Origin of the sequence: Acetobacter sp. P1H12_c (genome assembly GCF_018811975.1) — a bacterium.
GTDB lineage: Bacteria > Pseudomonadota > Alphaproteobacteria > Acetobacterales > Acetobacteraceae > Acetobacter > Acetobacter persici.
On sequence record NZ_JACRVR010000020.1, the window covers coordinates 18158 to 37735 of the forward strand.

Consider the following 19578-nt stretch of genomic DNA (forward strand, 5'->3'; position numbering starts at 1 on the left):
CCTCAGGTCTTGAGAGCCTCCCCTCAGAAATCCATTCCGGCCTGAAGGAAGGCATATCGGCCAATGGCGTTCTGCGAATACATCGCCAGATCAGTATTGATCACGCCATCTGGTATGAAGGGCGGCTTTTTATCGAGAAGATTGTTGACGCCTGCGGTAAAGTTCCAGTCTTTCAGTCTATAGCCCAGCGTCACATCATGCGTGAAAATGCCGGGCACGTTCCATGACCCTGCGGAGGAATGGGTGAGGTCAACAGAGCCGTTGTTCAGCCGCATGCCGCTGGTATAGTTCATCATGTAAGTCAGGCTGAACGCTTTATGCGTCCATGTGGCCGTTGCGTAATCTGTAATACGGGGGTGCCCCACACCTGCGCCCGCATATGCACCGCCACCGGTATAGTAAAGGCGGCCCGTACCGTTTCTGAAGGAAGATCCGGCATAAGGCTGCACATTGTAGCCAACCAGCCCTTGCAGATTGTTGCTGAGGGTCAGAACATCCGTGCGGGTCAGGCGCACGCGGTAATCAAGGTCAAAATCAATGCCGTTGGTGGTCATCTGGCCAAGGTTCTGTGTTGTGGCGTTCACCATGGTGATCTGCCCGTTACTGTCACGCGGAGAAATATTGGCACAGTAACCGGGGGATGCTCCAGTGTAACACTGGTCCACAATATACTGGGTCCCAACGGAGCCAATGGTATTTTTAAGCGTGGTATGCCAGTACTCCACCGAGAGCGAGAGCCCGGGAGTCCAGCGAGGGGTAATGACCGTGCCAAACGTGTAAGTCCGGCCGACTTCCGGGCCGAGTTTGGGGTTTCCGCCCTGCAGACTGGGGAGCTGATTGGAATAGGCCTGCGTGACCTTGCCGGGCACGGCACCGGCCTTCATGCAGTTGGCAACAACAGTTGCCGCCGCTGCGCCATAATAGTCCGGGCGTGTGCAGGGATCGATGGCCGCAGGAAAACCGACGGCCTGACCACCATACAGAGAATACACGCTGGGCTGCCGGAACGATGTTCCCAGTGTTGCCCGGAAGCGGATATCCTGAACAGGAGCCCAGTTAATGCTGACTTTCCAGTTTTCCGTATCGCCAAACGTGTTGTAGCGCGACCAGCGGCCCTGACCATCAATCGTCAGGTCTTTCGCGAAGGCGACGTTATGCAGCAGGGGCACTTTGCCTTCCAGATAGACTTCAGTCGCGTTAAAGCCGCCGCCCGTGCTGGAGGTGTAGGACCCCGCGACGTTGCCTGCCTGCACCTCCGGGTCCGCATGGTAGGAAAGCTGTTCACTATGGTGTTCCATCCCCAGCGCTATCCCGATGGGGCCACCGCCTTTGTAAGGGAGTTTCACAACATCGTTGTTGTTGATACGGAGGTTGAAGTCCCGCAACTGATAGGTGGAATGATCAATTTCCGTATGTCTGGCGTAATCAACGGCAGATTTTGGCCATGTCTGGAAAGGATCAAACAAAGTGCATCCCGCCTGAGATGTGCAGACGGAAGGATCATACGCAATGGAAGATCCGTTTTGTGAAACACCCAGTTCCTGCAAAATGTTGGCGTAATTGACCAGCCCTTGCGTCCGCAGGGTGTTCTGCGTCATGCCGTAAGACATGGAGGCATCATACTGCCAGTTGCCAACAATCGTCCCGTTGCCTCCGGCAATGACCTGATACGAGTCATTTGCGGAATCATAAGAGCGTGGGCCGAATTCTACTGTTCTTTTATAAAGTCCGACATCCTGCCCCCAGACATTATAGGGGTTGCCAGCAGGCAGAACAAAAGCCGCTGGCAGAGAATTAACGCCGACACTCCCGGTCAGGGGCTGGGCAGAAAGCTGCGCCTGAGAGGATTTGTGCGTATACCGTACGTTGGCATAGAGATTGAGATGTTTGTTGATCTCATAATGCGCGTCACCCGTCAGAGTGCTGCTTTGTATATACTGGGATAACGTCCCTTCCGGCCCATAATTATAACGATCAGACGCGGTGAGAGGAGAAAAGCCTCCGTTTCCGTCGGGCTTGAGCTGCTTGCCGCCGACAAGAGCCGTGGTGGTGGGCGTAATACCAGACCCGTAAACAACCGAACCGCCCGGTGCAGGGTTGTTGATCTGGGGGTTATAAGCCCAGTCGCGGTCCCGCTGCATAACCGGCCCCTGGCTCAGATACTGGCCGCCGATGGTAATATTGCCGCGGTCATGATCAAAGTTGAAACCTTTGATGCCGGAGATCATCCCCGTCCGCTGGTCCCCATACTGAGTGATGCCGCCTTTGACGGTAATATTGCCGGTGGTCAGATTGTGCTTGAGCTTGATGTTGATCACGCCGGACACAGCATCTGCGCCATACAGTTCTGAGCCACCATCCTTCAGGATTTCCACGCTCTGAACCATGGAAACCGGGATCATGTTCAGATCCACGCAGGAGGAGCCTGAGCCGCCGTTCTGCACTTGTCGCTTGCCATCCACCAGAACCAGAACGCGGGAGGCCCCAAGGTTGCGGATATCCGGGCAGGCAATACCGCCGCCGCCATTGGTGGTGCTGTTATAGCTTCCGCCACTGCCCATGGAGGGCAGGCGCTGGAGATAGTCGGACAGCGTGGTCGCGGATGTCCGCTGAATATCCTTGGCCGTGATAATCTGCACCGGGTTGGCGTTGGAATTGTTGGAAGAACGGAGCATGGAGCCCGTCACAACCACATTTTCAGGAGATGTGCTGCGCGCTTCCTGCTGGTCTGCAACGTGCAGCAGAGTTTTCTTCTCGCTCTTTCGAGCGGAGATTGTGCTGTATTTGACAGACGTTTTTTTAGGAAGCTGCGCGTCCTCTGCGTACGCCACGCCACTCTGTAACGGTGAAACCACCGCGAACAGACTAAGGCTGGAGGCTGAGTAAAGCAGAAAATGTCTCAGGGTTTTGTAGCGCATGGTCGGAACATCTCCTGAGTAAGGAAAGGGACGGGCGTGATGAAACAGAGTATTCATCCGGGCTGTTCATAGCATCATCGCAACAAACAGGAGGGCGCAATTCCATATTGTTCTGTGCCGTATAACTTCGGGTTATGATGAGGATGTGTTTTTATATACTTAGGTATTAATATAGATTACAGAATGATAATGAGTCCGAAGGAAAGTTATTTTTTCTGGGAAAGCCATTGAATATTTGTGTGGGAAAGAAATCGGCAGTTATCTGTTATCACTGCTTTGGCGATAAACCTGTATCCACAGGGCTTTGAATGAGGCTGAAATCCTGAAAAAACCTCTCACAGACTAAAGAGTGGAAACGAGATTCTGTTTCAGAACATTTGGAAAGATCAGAAAATAAAAAGATCTATGGAGAAAATATTGATTCATAACAGAAAGTTGAAGTCTTCTGTCCTTAGAGAAATTTCAAAAGGAAAAAATTTCGCTTTTCTGATGGGAGAGTAAAGACCCAAAATGGGTCTTTCTAATTTGTTGGGGTATGTTAACATTAGGAAACCAGACCAGAAAGGATAAAACGCTTATTATGCGTTTACGTCAGATCGAAGTTTTTTATGCGATCATGTCCACGGGCTCTCTGCGTCGTGCTGCGGAGGTGCTGCATGTCTCTCAGCCCGCCGCCAGCAAGGTGCTGCGCTATGCTGAGCAGTCTTTAGGGTTTGCCCTGTTCGAGCGGACAGGGGGCAGGCTGGTGCCCACGCGGGAAGCACGGATTATGCTGCCCCACGTTAATACAATTTTTGAAAAGATTTCTGACCTTAAAAGGCTTACGGAAAATTTGCGTTATGCGCGGGATGGTCACGCTATCAGTATTGGCTGTGTGCCCAGTCTGGGGCTAAGCGTGGTGCCCAGAGTCATTCAGCGCTATCACGCGGCCCATCCGGGGAACGAACTGACAATTGATACGCTGCACGGGCCGGAAATTGTCTCGCGTATCCTCAATCATGACCTTGATTTGGGTATTGTCTTTGGCACCTATGAGAAGCAGGGGCTTACCGCCAGCCATATTGCCGATGTTCCGCTGGTGCTGATTGATCAGGACGTGACGAAGGGGCCGGTCGCTCTGGAAGATATTGATCCGGCCCGCTATATCGGCCTGAGCGAAAATGATCCGACCGCGCGCCTTCTGGATATGGTGTGGGAAGAAGCCAGTCTGGCGGCTGTACCCGTTGTGCGGGTGCGCACGCATTATATGGCGGCGGAGCTGGTCCGGCTGGGGGGTGGCTGCGCCATTGTGGATGGGCTGACGGCTCTGCATCATCCCGGTTTGCCCACCCCGCTCCCACTCAAGCCGCCACTGGGGATAGCCTGTACCGTTCTCTTCCGGGCTGATTATGCGCTTTCTCATATTTCCCGTGATATTCTGGAACTTCTCAAAAAAGAGATCACAGACGATCTTGCTGGTCTGCCTGCTCTGTAACCCCCCCCTTAACCGCTGGCTAATGGTTCGTGACATTTTTGACATGGACAGCGTTCCGTTTTCTTCTGATCATTCCGATATCGTATTTACGTGGTGGTGGCGGGGAAGGCAGGTGGACGATGTCTGGATCAGGGACCTATAAAAAGCGACTTCTTCTTTTAGGCATTTCTGCCTTTTGTTATGGCTTGACGACTGAGGCGCACGCCCAGATCATTTCTCTGCCCGGGACAACCACAGGGAAAGCCATAACCAACAAATCGTCGAAAAAATCGGACGCGACGGTCAAAACAAACGGCAAGGATGAAGCGATCACCGTGGTCGGTACGCATCTGGGTGCTGTTGAAACGGCGGAAGTTCAGCCGGTTACCGTCATTACAAGTGAGCAGATTCAGCAGTCTTCCTCCATGACAACGGGGGATGTTTTTGCGCACATCCCGTCCATGGGGTTTTCAGGGAACACCTATTCCAACGCAGGCGGTTCCTGCCTGAATATCCGGAGCCTTGGCACGGCCCGCACGCTGGTGCTGGTTGATGGCCACCGTATGGTCAACGGGAATGGCGCGGTTGATTGCCCGGATGTGAACAGCATTGTTCCCGCCATGATTGACCGTATTGAAATCCTGAAAGATGGGTCTTCTACAACTTACGGATCTGACGCCATTGCTGGTGTGGTCAATATTATTCTGAAGAAGAATTTTACCGGTACAACGCTGACCGCAAACGGTGGGATCAGTGAATACGGGGATGATCAGACGACGGCGCTGACCGCCGCGCATGGGTTCAATTTCATGCATGACCGCGGCAATTTCACTATTGCCGGGTCCTATAACTATCAGGCGCCTATGGCGGCTGATCAGCGCAAATGGGCGATGCAGGAAGCAAAGGTCAATAACCCGCCGGGGCAGGACCAGTATTATGGTTCCCAGTATGGCGCTCTGCCTGTTTATGCGGCTCTCAACGGGGGGGCACCTTTAACACCGTCCAGTGATGGTGTGGCGCAGTCCGTTATTTCTGACGGGCATGGTGGGTACAGGCCGTATAAATGGAGTGATAACTATGATTACTCCAAAGATAACCAGATTATAGCGGAACAGCAGGTCGGCTCTCTGGCCTCTACAGGGCATTTTGACGTCAACAGCAATCTTCAGCTTTATATGACGGCGAATTACAGCCATACGCATACGGTTAGTGCGGGCACGCCGATGTATATTGCCACACCCGCCACGACGCTGACAGGCAATTCCGGTGCAATGGTTGTGCCTGCCGGTGAGCCGGGAAATCCGTTTGGGTCAGATGTCGCGCTGAACCAGCGTATGTTTGGGATTGGTCGTGAATATGACTATGAAAATATTGATTACTACCAGCTGACAGGCGGCGCGCGCGGCACGTTGCCGCATACGGGTGGCTGGACGTATGATTTCTTCTTCTCTTACGGCAAAACCACAACGTCCGATAAAGGCACGGGCCGCGTTAACTGGCGCAATATGGAAAACGCGCTGGGCTTCCATCAGACGGGGGGTGCTGGCTCAACAGAAGGGTATTATGACCCTAACCTTTGCGCAAATACCGCTGGCTGCTCACCGTATAACCCTTTTTCAGGCACCATGTCCCGCGCCGCTGCCAACTATATCAGCTTTGATGATGTGTATCCGTCTGCTCAGGAAATGCGGGACGTCCAGTTTACTGTTGCCAACAAGCATCTTGCCCGCCTGCCGTATGGTCCGCTGGGGATTGCGCTTGGGGTCGAACATCGCAGTCTGAATGGGTACTGGCATTCTTCATGGCAGGATCAGGCAGGACTGAACTCCAATCAGGTGCGTGGGGATACGGGCGGCGGCTATAACGTGACAGAAGTTTTTGGGGAGCTGAGTATTCCTCTGTTGCGGAATCTTCCGGCAGTTAAAGCTCTGAATGCTGAAGTTTCCGGGCGGTTTTCAAATTATAATACCTTTGGGCAGGCTTATAACTGGCACGCAGGTCTGATTTATGCGCCGACTGACGATATTAAATTCCGGGCGAATATCGCAACAGGTTTCCGGGCCCCGACCATTCAGGATCTCTATAAAGCCAAAATTATCAGCCTGACGGGCACGCGTGATCCGTGTGCTTATATCTCCACCTACCCCGGAGCCGTGCAGAGCACCATTGCGGATAACTGCCGGGCTCAGGGCATCAACCCGAACACATTCAAGCAGACCAATGGGTCTCTGAAATATGAAACCGGCGGCAATGTGAATCTGAAGCCGGAAATTTCCAGAACCTATACCATTGGTTCCATCATCACACCGCGGTTCATTCCGGGCTTTACGGCAACGGTGGATTATTTCCATACCCATATTACGGAAACAATCGGCTATCCGTCCCTCTCAACCGAGCTCAACGGCTGTTATGAAAGCACGGGCCTGTCCAGCAGCTACTGCTCCATTCTCAATGGGCGCGATGTGAATGGCCAGCTTTACCCGGTTGCACGTCTGCATGAAAATACCGGTGCTTTTATTGAAGATGGTCTGGATATCAACGCGTCCTATCAGGTGCCGATTGACTACAACAATACGCTGACATTCGGTGCGGATATTCAGGACATCATGTCCTACAAAGCGCAAAGTCAGGATGGCCAGCCCCTTATTTCCTATCTCAGCACGGATGCGGGTGTGCCAAAGTGGGTTGCCAACGGGTCTGCCACCTTCACCCATGGTCGCTGGAGCCTGACATACATGCTCCGGTTTATTGATGGGTTCACGTATTATCCCAGTTCTTCTTATGGCCCGACTGTCTCCGAGTGGTGGAAAACCAATCAGGCCTGGTATCATGATCTGATGCTGACCTATCACGGAGATATCTACAGCGTGACGGCAGGTGTGAAAAATCTTGGGGGCCGGGACCCGAATTTTTACGCAAACGGTGATTATAATACGTCACCCGGAATGTATGACTATGCCGGGCGGTATGTTTATCTGAAGGCGCAGGTTCATTTCTAGGTCAGAGCATGGAGCGGGGGCCGTGCAGCCTCCGCCTTCTTCCCGCATCCTCTCTTTTGATATCCTGCGCGGTGTAACCGTTGCTGTCATGATTCTGGTCAACAATCCGGGGGACTGGAGCAAGGTCTGGCCCCCGCTGGAGCATGCCGCATGGAATGGCTGCACCCTTGCTGACCTTGTTTTTCCGTTTTTCCTGTTTCTCATGGGGTGTGTCATCCCCTTTGCGTTTGACAGACGCCTGAGCGAGGGAGTGCAGCGGAGGCAGCTGATGGCGCATATCGCGTGGCGCGGTCTGGCATTAATCGGCTTTAAACTTCTGCTCAGCCTGTATCCGTTCTTTCATTTCGGGCATCTGCGCTTTTTTGGGGTCCTGACGCGGATTGCCCTGTGTTACGTGGCGGCCGCCAGCCTTTATGTGTTTGTCCGCAAGCCGGTGGCTTTAGTCTCCGTTATCGCGATCCTCCTGCTGGCTTACTGGGGGATGCTGTATGCGCTGCCCGTGCCGGATGCAGGCTGGCCCGGAAAGGATTTTCCTTTTCTGGATGCCGATAAAAATATGGCGGCATGGCTGGACAGGCAGTTTTCCGCGTGGTGCCGGGCATGGCTGCATACTGGTGTGCTGTATGAAAAGACGTGGGACCCGGAGGGGCTTTTAAGCACCCTTCCCGCAATCGGGACGACATTATCTGGCGTTCTGACAGGCCAGCTCTTCCGGCGGTCAGATATTTTACCGGCGCGGCGGCCCGCGCTCCTTATGGTCGCGGGTCTTCTTGCTGTTGTGCTTGGTCTGCTGTGGGCGCTTGTTTTCCCGCTGAACAAGTCGTTATGGACAAGCTCTTTCACGCTCTTCACAACCGGAGCGGCGCTCTGTTGCCTGAGTGTGTGTGACTTTCTGTTTGATCTCCGGATGGTGCAGAAAAACAGTTCTGTTATGTACTCTGTTGCGACGTTTTTCAGGATATTCGGAACAAACGCCGTCTTTGCATTTCTCTTTTCGGGTTTTGTCGCAAAAACGCTGCTTGCTCTGCCCTCTCCGGTAAAAGAGGGGGCGTCTTTTCAGGCGTGGCTCTCTTTTGTCCTCAGGGCCGGGTATCCCTCCACGCCACTCACATCTTTTCTGTTTTCCCTCTTTTTCCTTATGCTCGTTTTTGTGCCACTTTATGGGCTGTACCATAAAAAAATATTTCTAAGGCTTTAGAGTTTTCTTATGTCTCAAACACAGGTCTTTTCCTCCATGCATTCAAACCAGACACGATCAAAGCGGCGTTTCAGCATGTTCGCACAGTGCGGTGCGCTGGCGGCACTGTGTCTGGTGGTGGCAGGCACGTCTGTTCAGGCGGCAACAGTCTCTCTGCCAGATGGCCTGACTGAAAAGCAGATTGATGATGTGGTGAACAAAGCGCGGCAGGCTTTTGATGTGCCGGGTGTTGCCGTCGGTGTGATTCATGATGGAAAAATTGTGTTCGCCAAAGGGTATGGGCGCAAGGCTGATAATGAAAAAAGTGGTCAGGTCGATACCAGCACGCTTTTCGCGATTGGCTCCAACAGCAAGGAGTTTACAGCAACCGCGCTTGCAACGCTGGTTGATGAAGGCAAGCTGAAATGGACAGATCGCGTTAATGATATCATGCCCGAATTCAGGGTTTCAGACCCGTGGATTACGCGGGATTTTCGTGTGAGTGATCTGCTGACGCATCATAGCGGCATGGGGCTTGGTGCCGGAGATCTGATGCTGTTTTCACACAGCACGTTCACGCGGAAAGATATTCTGGCAGCATTGCCCTACATGCCCTTCACGGGGCGTTTCCGGGCCGACTATGCCTACAATAATCTGCTTTATGTTGTAGCCGGGGCGCTGGTGGAAAAAGTATCCGGCCAGACATGGGAGCATTATGTTCAGACGCGCCTGATTGATACCGCAGCACTCCCGGCATGTCAGAGCACATTCCCAGTCAAGGGGCAGGTGGATGTTGCGGCGGGGCAGGGGAGTGATGGTGTGCTGCCTGACCACGCAGAACCCTCAGCCATGGCGCCCGCAGGTGGTGTGTGGTGCAGCGTGAACGGGATGAACCGCTGGGTTCAGACCCTTTTGAATGGCGGCCAGACCGTGGATGGCCGGAAGGTGATCAGTCTGGTCCAGCGGGATGCGCTCTGGGCACCCCACGCGCTCCTGCCATTGCCAGACAGTGCTGACAGGACAAAAAGCCATTTCCGGGCCTACGGCTATGGGTGGTTTATGGAAGATTTTTACGGCCTCAAACGGGTCTGGCATACAGGCACCGTCAGCGGCATGGTCAGCTATGTTTCCATGCTGCCGGAAAAAAATACAGGGTTGGTGGTCCTCACCAACCATGACGATAACCACGCGACCTATTCCATCGCTCTGACCATGAGTGCGCTGATTGCGACAGGCAAAAGTGATGACTGGGTTGCCTACTGGCAGAATGAAGCCAGAAAGACGCAGGCAAAGGCCGCGCAGGAGGCTTCTACAACCGGACCGGGTTCTCCCGCGCGGCCCTTTATAACGCGGCCTGCCTCTGAGCTGAAAGAGTATGTCGGGCTTTATCATGATGCATGGCGCGGCGATATCCGCCTGTTTCTGAAAAATAACACTCTTGTTATGGAGTTTGGTAAGGCAGACGGCCTTTCCGGCACATTGTCGGCTCTCCCGCATGATCTGTTTGTGGCAAAGTGGCAGAACCGGGCTGAGGATGCCGGGGATGACAGCTATGTGCAGTTTGAGCGCGATATGTCCGGTAAGGTTACGGGGTTTCATATGCAGGTGGTCGGGTCTGATTTCAGTTTTGATGCACAGGATCTGCATCCGCTTAAAGTGTCTGCGCCATGACCGGGCGGCAGTTTCCTCTCTCCCGCAGACATTTTTTGCAGGGATCTTCTCTTCTGCTGGCGCAGGCTGGTCTTTCCGGGTGCCAGACGCCGGGTGAACTGAACAGGTTTGCAAAGGCGGATGCGCTGATAGAGCAGGCCATCAGGCGGGGCGAGTGCCCCGGTGCCGTATGGGGTGTCGGGCAGCATGGACGGTTGCTGCATCGGGGGGTCTTTGGCGCGCGCAGTCTTGTGCCGGTGCAGGATGCCATGACGTGGGACACGGTGTTTGACATGGCGTCTCTCACCAAACCGATGATCACCGCACTGGCCGTTATGCAGCTTGTGGAAAAAGGGCTGGTGGACGTGGATGCACCGGTTGCCCGCTACCTTCCGCAGTTTGCCGCAGGGGGTAAAGGCCAGATTACGGTGCGCCTGTTGCTGACGCATTTTTCCGGCCTGCAACCTGACCTGCCCCGCGCGCCGGACTGGTGGGGCAAATCCGCCGCGACAGACCGCATTATGCAGGCTGTTCCCGTCAAAACACCTGGCAGCAGCTTTATTTATAGTGATCTTAATTTTATTGCTCTTGGTCTGCTAGTTGAAACGCTGACAGGTCAGACGCTGGATGTGTATGCACAGGCGGCCATTCTCAAACCGCTTGGCATGACGCAATCCGGTTTTCTGCCGCCTGCCGCCATGCAGCCGCGCATTGCTCCAACCCAGTATGATGAACACGGCACCATGCTGCGCGGTGTGGTGCATGACCCGACAGCCCGCAGGATGAACGGGGTTGCGGGGAATGCAGGCCTCTTTTCCACTGCAGAGGATGTGATACGCTATGCGCAGGCCTTGCTGGATCAGCGTGCCGGGCGGCCCAGCGCATTTCCTCTCAGCCGAGCCCTGCTGCTGCGGATGACAACGCCGCAACAGCCTGCGGGCCAGACGAGCCTGCGTGGCTTTGGGTGGGATATTGCCTCGCCGTATGCCACCCCGCGCGGCGAGAGGCTTTCACACCAGTCGTTCGGGCATACCGGGTTCACGGGCACATCTTTGTGGATTGACCCTGAGAATGACTGCTATGTTTTTATTCTGACCAACCGTGTGCATCCCAATGGCGGACACAGTGTTGTGCATTTGCGGCATGATGTGGCGACTGCGGCCGGAGAGGCTCTGGGGCTGCCTCTAGCTGTGCCGTAATCTCTGAAGCCTCTGTGGTGTTAACTTCAGGTTATGGGGGGCGGGCATTTTTTAAATGGCATGCCGGGGTATCTCTTTTTAGGTTTTTCTTCTGAGAAGATCCCCGCACTCCGGCGTGAGCATGTTTCAGCGGGCTCGTCATTCTACACAAGGGGTCAGCGGATTTTATGCCTGCAAAACGGACAATTACGGTAGTCGGCGGGGGCGTTATTGGCCTGACAACCGCTTATGCGCTTATCCGTGCCGGACATAGCGTGACACTGGTCGAGCAGGAAGAGCATGTTGGGGAGCAGGCCAGTTTTGGCAATGGCGGGCAACTGAGCTACCGCTACGTGCGGCCACTGGCGGATGCCGGAGTTCCGCTTGAAGCCCTTTCATGGATGGTTCGGCCTGACTCCCCAATTTCACTCCGGCTCCGGCTGGACTGGAAGCAGTGGCGGTGGCTGACGGATTTTCTGCTGGCGTGTAATGCCAGAACCAACAGCGCCAACGCCGCCCGGCTTTTAAAACTCGCTCTGCAATCTCAGCAGGCGCTGCATCAGTGGCGGCAGGATGGTCTGGCGGATTTCCTGTGGCGCAAACCGGGGAAACTGGTTGTCTACAGGAACGCACAGAAATTTTCCAAAGCAGCAAAGAATGTCAAAAATCCGCAACAGGAGCAGGTGCTCACCCCGGCTGACTGTGCACGGGTGGAACCCGCCTTTGCAGGTCTTTCCCCCACACTGGCAGGCGGGATTTTCTCCCCGGATGATGAAGTTGCGGACTGCTATCTGTTCTGCCAGTCTCTTCTCAAATCTCTTCAAAATAGCAAAGAATTCCGTCTGATAAACGGTGTTGCCACACTGGAGGCCGGGCAGGCGGGAGCGTGCCAGGTACGGGTTGATGGAGCGCTTTTACCGACAGATCTTGTTGTGCTGGCGGCAGGTCTGGCCTCGCGCACGCTGGTGCAGCCTCTGGGGCTTACTCTGCCGCTCTACGGGCTGAAAGGATACAGCCTGACGGTGGAGGCTGACCCCGTTTTGCTGCCTGATGTGAGCGTGACGGATTATGATAACCGTGTGGTCTATGCCCGGCTGGGGGAGCGTCTCCGTATTGCCGCTATGGTGGATATCGGGGCGCTTAATGCGTCGCCTGACCCGCAGCGCATTGCATCCTTGCGGCATCTGGCGGAAGAAACGCTTCCTGCCGCCGGGCCTTACGCGTCTGCCGTGACATGGGCCGGGATGCGCCCTGCAACACCGACAGGCGTGCCGTTGGTGGAACGGACGCAATGGCGTAACCTGTTGCTGAATGTTGGTCATGGCGCTCTGGGGTTCACGCTGTCCTGTGGGGCGGCCGTGACTATTCGTGATCTTGTTGAAGAAATGCAGCCTTAACATGAAACAGTCCGCCTCCGCTCTTTCCCGTCGTCGTGTTCTGCTGGGAGGTGTGGCCGCGGGTCTGGCTGGCTTTGTCACTCCGTCTGCTCTGGCCCGTAAGAGCGGTAACTTCCAGATCATGGAGGGAGAGGGGCTGGAGGCGCCGGTTGAGGTGCTGGAAGACCAGTGGGGTGTGCCGCATGTTCGCGCGGCTTCCGTGCCGGATGCGTTTTTTGCAAATGGTTATCTGGTTGCGCGGGACAGGCTTTGGCAGCTTGATTTTGAGTATCGCCGCGCGCTGGGGCGGCTGGCGGAAGTGTTTGGTCCGGATTTTGTGCCATCTGATACCGCGAGCAGACTTTTCCTGTTCCGGGGCGATGCGCAGGCTGAATTTGCGGCGCTCCCCCCCACAGTGCAGGCTTCTGCCCGTGCCTACGTGGCGGGAATTAACGCGTATCTTGCGCACCTACAAAAAAATGAAGAACAATATCCTGAAGAGTTCAGGATTTTTTCGTATACGCCGCTTGTCTGGGATGTGCTGGACCTCGTGCGGATGCGCGCGGAAGCGACCGGAAACACGCAGGCTGAAGTTCGCCGTGCCCGGCTGGCCGCGCAGGACGCCCTTGCTTATGACGCACTGATTATGCCCCTGCGCCCTGCTCACACCCTTACGGTGCCAGACGGGCTGGATGTGCAGGCTGTGACGGAACAGGATCTGGGTCTTTTTGGGGTTTTGCAGGATGGACCACCTCTCTCTGGCCTGCATACACCTCCATCCCGCACGGAAGGTGACCACCGCCGCGCTAATGAAGGGAGTAACGCGTGGGTCATAGCCCCTACGCGCACAGCCACAGGTCGGCCTGTTCTGGCGAATGACCCGCATCTCAGCTTCGGCTCACCGGGGCCGCGCCATGTTATTCATCTGACGGCACCGGGGCTGGATGTGATTGGTGGCGGCGCACCGGGTATGCCCGGTGTGATGCAGGGGCATAACGCACATTTTGCTTTTGGACGCACCAATTTTCATATTGATCAGGAAGACCTCTTTATCCTGCGCATGCATCCCGATCGCCCGGATCGCTATTTCCATAACGGACGCTGGGCGGAGATGGAGACGGAAGAGACCACCATTGCGGTGCGTGGTGGTCCTGCGCAGAGCGTGAGGCTTCGTTATGCGGCGCAGGGGCCTGTTGTGTCGGCTGATGGGGCGCGGAACAGGGCTGTGGCAGTGTCTGCCACGTGGCTGTATCCGGGCGCTAATGGCATGCTGGCAAATATTGGAATCAATCTGGCCAGTGATTGGGCCAGTTTCCGCAAGGCGCTGAAACTCCATACCAGCCCGACAAATTTTACATACGCGGATACCGCCGGGAACATTGGCTGGCAGGCAGCGGGTGGGCTGCCGGAGCGGCGTAACGGGTATGATGGTCTGCTCCCCGCACCGGGTGACGGGCGTTATGACTGGAAAGGCCTCCAGCCGCTGGACGCCCTCCCGAACAGTTTTAATCCGGCTTGTGGCTGGTTCGGGACCTCGAACGAACTTAATCTGCCCGCGGATTATCCCTACGCGGAACGCTGCGTGAGTTATGAATGGAAGGACCCTTACCGTTACCAGCGGGTTGCGGAGGTTCTTCAGGCCTCTCCGCGCGCCACTCTTGCGCAGAGTGTGGCATTGCAGCACGATACACTCTCGCATCTCGCTTTGTCCGTCGTGCGGTTTCTGCCGGATGTTCCTGCGCATCTGGCGGCGGAAGCGACCCTCTTGCGCCGGTGGGACGGGCATGTTGAGGCAGCCAGCGCCGGGGCCGCGCTGTATGAGGTCTGGTGGACACGGCTGAATACGCTGTTCTATCAGGCGCTGGTGCCCGCACATCTGCGCCCCCTGCTGCCACAGCCGCTCAATGCCTCTGTTCTGCTCGCACTGCTGCAAACGCCGGATGAAAGATTGGGGACTGCACCTGAGACACAGAGAAATAGTTTGCTTGTCACAGCTTTTCAGCAGGCAGTGGATGAACTGCGTGACCGGCTTGGGCCGGTTGCCGCCGCGTGGCAGTGGGGCCGGTTACATACGGTGCAGCTTCGTCACCCGCTGCATAGCGTTAAAGCGATAGCAGAAGCATTTTTGCCGATTGGCGGAGAAGACGCCCGCAGCGGAGGGGACGCATATACCGTTATGGCGCGCTGGTATAACCCCAACCTGTCACACAAAGCTCTTGAACAGGGCCGCAACCCGTATGCCGTAACAGGGGGGGCGAGTTATCTGATGGTGTGTGACGTCGGGGCATGGGACCAGTCTCTGTTCCTGAATTTCCCCGGACAGTCCGCTTTGCCGGGCAGCGGACATTACGAGGATGCTCTGCGTGTCTGGCTGAAAGGGGAGATGCAGCCTCTGCTCTTTTCAGAACAGGCCGTTCAGGCCGAAGCCAGATACCGCTCTACACTTTACCCAAAAGGAAAAACGCCATGAACTCTAAACTCTGTTCCGCTCTGGCTCTGGCGTTTTTTACAACGACCGCACTGGCGCAGACGCCGGAGCGGTCCATGGATCAGCAGATGGATGCTGTGCTGACGCAGGGTGAAAGCCAGCCTCTGGCGGCGCTGGCGGCTGTCAGACTGCATCATGGTCAGCCTGTTTATCAGTATTATGGCGGGTTTGCGCGGCGGGATGGCGCAAATACGGTTCCTGTCAGGCAGGATACACTGTTCCGTATTGCATCAATTTCCAAAGTGGTGACGACCATTGGTCTGATGGAACTGGTGGAACAGGGGAAAGTCAATCTGGACCACGATGTTTCAGACTATCTTGGCTTTACTTTGCGGAATCCGGATTTTCCGCAGACACCCATTACTGTGCGGATGCTTCTGAACCATACATCGACTCTCCGCGATGGCGATGTGTATGTTTTGCCGCCCGGAAAATCCGTGCAGGATTTTTTTGATGCGACCCATAAACCCGGTAATCAGAACTATCATTTTTCTGTCCATGATGGGCACGCCCCGGGAACATATTTTACCTATTGCAACCTGTGTTACGGGCTTGTCGGCACGATTATTGAGCGTGTCAGCGGGGAACGGTTTGACCAGTATCAGAAACATCATGTTCTGGAGCCGCTGAAAATTGATGGTGGATACAACATCATGGCGCTTGACCACCCGGAGCGTCTGGCCACGCTCTACGGGCGCGTACCTTCAGGCTATGAGGCCACAGTAGACAGCCAGCCCCTTAAAGGGTGGAGCAAAGATGCGCTGGCCTCTTATAAAATTGGCAGTAACGGAACACTCTTTTCTCCGCAGGGTGGTTTGCGTATTTCCATGCAGGGTCTGACGCGTCTGGCACGCTTCATGATCCAGCGTGGCACACTGGAAGGAGTAAGGCTCCTGACGCCTCAGAGCATTGAGGCTATGGAAACCCCGACATGGAGCTTTAACGGCCAGAACGGCGTCTGTCCTTACCCGCTGAGCGCATATGGATTGAGCCTATTTTTGCTGACAGGCACAGAGGATACCAACGGAAAGCCTGCCAGCCCCTATCCGGGATATAAAGGCGGCCTGCGAGGGCATCTGGGGGATGCGTACGGCCTGCATTCCGGCTTCTGGTATAATCCGCAAAATGGAGATGCCTATCTGTTCGCGGCAGATGGTTTCCCGGATTATGATCAGGAAAAACGTGGAAAATATTCCTCCTTCTCCCGTGTGGAAGAGGAAATTTTCACAACTCTGGCAGGAAAGAAGCCATGAGCCGCCGTTCTGTTCTGGCGCTGGCGCTGCTTGCCGGGAGCGTATGGAATGCAGGCGGTGCCGATGCCGCTCCGCTGGATGCAGCGGGAGCTGCCCAGCAGATCCGCGCCCTTCTGGCTATGCCGTTTGCGACGGATCTGGTCGGGGCCAGTGCGGCACCCCGGTTTGCGTGGGTTGAAAAGCGGAATGGCGTACGCAACATTCTGGTGGCTGACGCCGCGGGTGCGCCAAAAACCCTGACGCATTATACGCAGGATGACGGAACAGATTTGTGGGGACTGGCTCTTTCTCCAGATGGTAAGACGCTGGCTTACGTGGAGGGAGGAGACCCGGAATATCCGGATGATCCTTCCCCTAACCCTGATCTTCAGGCCTTCGCAACGCATCAGAATGTGTATGTGGTGCGGGAGGATGGCAGGGCGATCCGTGCAGGTGAAGGCTGGAACCCGACCTTTTCCCCCGATGGACAGATGCTGGCATTTATCCGCAAAGGGTCGTTGTTTATTGGTCCGGTCGGCAAGGTTGCGAAAGAGGTTACGGCGGTACGGGGCAACCTGACATCGCTGCAATGGTCGCCGGATGGCTTGGCGCTTATGGTCACGCTGGACCGGGGCAGCCATGCCTTTATCGGACTATGGCGTATCCGGACCGCCAGTATGATGTTCCTCGCCCCCGCGCTGGCGCAGGATAGTCTGCCTGCTTTTTCCCCGGATGGTCGCTCTGTAGCGTTTGTGCGTGAGCATAAACCGCTGAGTGAAAGAAAGGGTCAGAAAGGCTCTTTCTGGTCTCTTCATGTTTATGATCTGGAGAACAATACCGATCATGCCGTCTGGACACCGCCTTCTGGTCCGGGCTCACGGTTTTTTGCACCTGAAGGCAGTGGTCTTTTATGGTCTGATTCCGCCCATATTCTCTTCCCCTGGGAAGGGAGTGGCTGGATGCGGGTCTGCTCAGTGCCGGCTTCTGGCACGGCTGCGCCAGCATGCCTGACACCGGATAAAGCGGAGGTATCATCCTACCGGCTTTCTCTGGATGGAAAGATGCTTTTTTACACAAGCAATGTCGGAAATCTGGATGCATGGCACGCATGGCGGCTGGCTCTGGATGGCTCTTCACCCCAGCGTCTGACGCAGAATGAAGATATGGAGACAGAGCTTGCGGTTGCGGGCAGCCGCGTTGGTCTGCTGGCCGCAAACGCTGTGCAAACAACACATCCGGTTATGGTAACGCCCGAAGGCCAGGGAAAACCGCTTGTTTCCCCGCAACACCCTGCGGGCACGCATTTTGTCACCCCGAAAGTTGTTATTTTTCGGAGTGAGGATGGGGAGGAGGTGCATGGGCAGCTTTTTGTGCCAGACGACGCTTCTGAAGCACCGCGTCCCGCACTGGTTTTTGTGCATGGTGGCCCGCATCGTCAGATGCTCCCTGCCTTTAATGGCATGGGCTATTATTCCAACGCCTATGCCATGAACCAGACCCTGGCTGCGCAGGGTTATAGTGTACTAGCCGTAAATTACCGGAGCGGGACGGGCTATGGCGAGGCCTTCCGCAACGCACCCGATATTGGCAGACTGGGTGCGCATGAATATCGGGATGTTTTAGCGGCTGCGAGATATCTTAAAGCCAGACCGGATGTGGACCCCGTGCGGATCGGCATCTGGGGTGGGAGCTGGGGTGGCTATCTGACGGCACTGGCGCTGGCCCGCAATAGCGATATTTTTGCCGCAGGAGCAGATTTCCACGGCGTGCATGATATGACGGAGGCTGATAAACCCGGCCTTTCTCCAGAAGAAAACCGAAAAGCACATGAGCTGGAATGGCAGTCTTCCCCAGCCGCGGATATTGCCCGCTGGCACGCCCCGGTTCTGCTTGTGCATGGCGATGATGATTATAACGTAGAGTTTGAGCAATCCACGCTTCTGGCCAGATTGCTTTCAGAGCGTGGCGTACCCTATGAGGAACATGCGCTGCCTGATGAACGGCATGCGTTTTTGCGGATGCAGGACTGGCTCTCCGCTTATACGTGGATGAATACGTTTTTTGCGCACACACTGGCAGCCCATAAGCCTTAAACAGCAGAAGGCCGGTGGACTTACAGGAGTTCTTCCGGCCTGTGGTTTGTTCATCGGAGAGGGACAGATGAAGATAATGAAAACTTTTAACGATATGAAAAAAGTTTTTATAGCCGGACTTGTTCTGGTATCTTCTCAGGCAGGTGTGGGCGTCGCTGCTGGTGCCACGCCGCTCGCGCAGAGGATGGCGGAGACGGTTGCTCATCAGCCCGGACATTATGCGGTTTATGCTGCCCGGAGCGGGCAGGCACCGGATGTGTGCCTGAACTGTGATGATCTGATTAACGCCGCCAGCACGATCAAACTTTTTGTGCTGGATGCGGCGTATGCTGCGTTTGCAAAAGGCACTCTGCATCCGGATGATACTCTTACGGTGCATAATCGCTTTTCTTCTCTGGTCGGAAAGGGACATTTTGCACTGGAGCAGAAAGAGGATTCTTATGACCCTCTTTACGCGCAGGCGGGAAAAGCTGTTCCCGTATCAGAGCTTCTGCGGGTGATGATCCAGTATAGCAGTAATCTTGCAACCAACCTGATGATTGAAAAACTGGGTGTTCTGCCTATCCGTTCTGTTGTGAATGCACAGGGTCTGAGCGGTATTATCTTCGGCCGTATGATTGAGGATTTTGACTCGGATGCGCAGGGTATTCGTAACCGCGTTTCTGCCCGTGGTCTGGGGAGTTTTCTGCAAAAGCTGAATAACGGGCAGATTGTTGGCAAAACGCAAAGCCAGAGCATGATCAAAATTATGCTGGGGCAGAAATTTAATGACATTATTCCTCCCGGCCTGCCAGCAGGCACACCGGTCGCGCATAAGACAGGGTGGGTAAACGGTGTGCGGAATGATGCCGCCATCGTCACGCTGCCTGACGGGCGGCAGTATATTCTGGTGGTGCTGACATCTGGCTTGCCGGATGAACAGGCCGGGATCAAAGTGCTGAACACCCTTTCTCATCAGGCGTATCTGTATTTTTTGAAGAAGGACTGACAGGCGGTTTTAAAGGTTTGTTGGAT

General features: G+C 55.1%; 11 protein-coding genes. 10 read left to right on the plus strand and 1 reads right to left on the minus strand.

What is annotated here, in order from left to right; genetic code table 11:
* Nucleotides 1-23: 23 nt before the first annotated feature.
* Nucleotides 24-2918, minus strand: coding sequence for a TonB-dependent siderophore receptor (locus tag KP699_RS10690; RefSeq protein ID WP_252346968.1), 2895 nt, complete (start codon nt 2916-2918; stop codon nt 24-26).
* 580 nt (nt 2919-3498) lie between these two features.
* On the opposite strand from KP699_RS10690, the gene KP699_RS10695 reads away from it, so the two are divergent.
* The 10 genes from KP699_RS10695 (at nt 3499) to KP699_RS10740 (ending at nt 19552) form a co-directional block, all read left to right on the plus strand.
* A complete protein-coding gene (locus tag KP699_RS10695) occupies nt 3499-4392 on the plus strand; it encodes a LysR family transcriptional regulator (protein ID WP_077930877.1) in 894 nt (297 codons plus the stop codon).
* Nucleotides 4393-4577: 185 nt separating this feature from the next.
* Nucleotides 4578-7370, plus strand: a complete 2793-nt coding sequence (locus KP699_RS10700; RefSeq protein ID WP_179194641.1) for a TonB-dependent receptor domain-containing protein — start codon at nt 4578-4580, stop codon at nt 7368-7370.
* 22 nt (nt 7371-7392) lie between these two features.
* Nucleotides 7393-8568: an acyltransferase family protein gene (locus KP699_RS10705; RefSeq protein ID WP_215762599.1), complete on the plus strand. Its 1176-nt coding sequence runs from the start codon at nt 7393-7395 to the stop codon at nt 8566-8568.
* A 75-nt stretch (nt 8569-8643) separates the two neighbouring features.
* The gene (locus KP699_RS10710) at nt 8644-10218 is read left to right on the plus strand and encodes a serine hydrolase (RefSeq protein ID WP_215762600.1); all 1575 of its coding nucleotides are present in this window, start codon (nt 8644-8646) and stop codon (nt 10216-10218) included.
* Nucleotides 10215-11396: a serine hydrolase gene (locus tag KP699_RS10715; protein WP_215762601.1), complete on the plus strand. Its 1182-nt coding sequence runs from the start codon at nt 10215-10217 to the stop codon at nt 11394-11396. Before KP699_RS10710 ends, KP699_RS10715 begins: the two co-directional genes overlap by 4 nt.
* Nucleotides 11397-11563: 167 nt before the next feature.
* Nucleotides 11564-12772 (plus strand): D-amino acid dehydrogenase, encoded by a 1209-nt coding sequence (locus KP699_RS10720; protein WP_215762602.1) that lies wholly within the window; start codon nt 11564-11566, stop codon nt 12770-12772.
* 1 nt (nt 12773) lies between these two features.
* On the plus strand, nt 12774-15221 hold the full coding sequence (locus KP699_RS10725) for a penicillin acylase family protein (protein ID WP_215762603.1): 2448 nt from the start codon (nt 12774-12776) through the stop codon (nt 15219-15221).
* Entirely contained in the window at nt 15218-16492 is a 1275-nt protein-coding gene (locus tag KP699_RS10730) for a serine hydrolase (RefSeq protein ID WP_215762604.1), read from the plus strand. The genes KP699_RS10725 and KP699_RS10730 overlap by 4 nt, the downstream gene beginning before the upstream one ends.
* Complete coding sequence (locus KP699_RS10735) at nt 16489-18564, plus strand: alpha/beta fold hydrolase (protein ID WP_215762605.1); 2076 nt, start codon at nt 16489-16491, stop codon at nt 18562-18564. Before KP699_RS10730 ends, KP699_RS10735 begins: the two co-directional genes overlap by 4 nt.
* A gap of 94 nt (nt 18565-18658) precedes the next feature.
* The gene (locus KP699_RS10740; RefSeq protein ID WP_252346969.1) at nt 18659-19552 is read left to right on the plus strand and encodes a serine hydrolase; all 894 of its coding nucleotides are present in this window, start codon (nt 18659-18661) and stop codon (nt 19550-19552) included.
* Nucleotides 19553-19578: the final 26 nt, after the last annotated feature.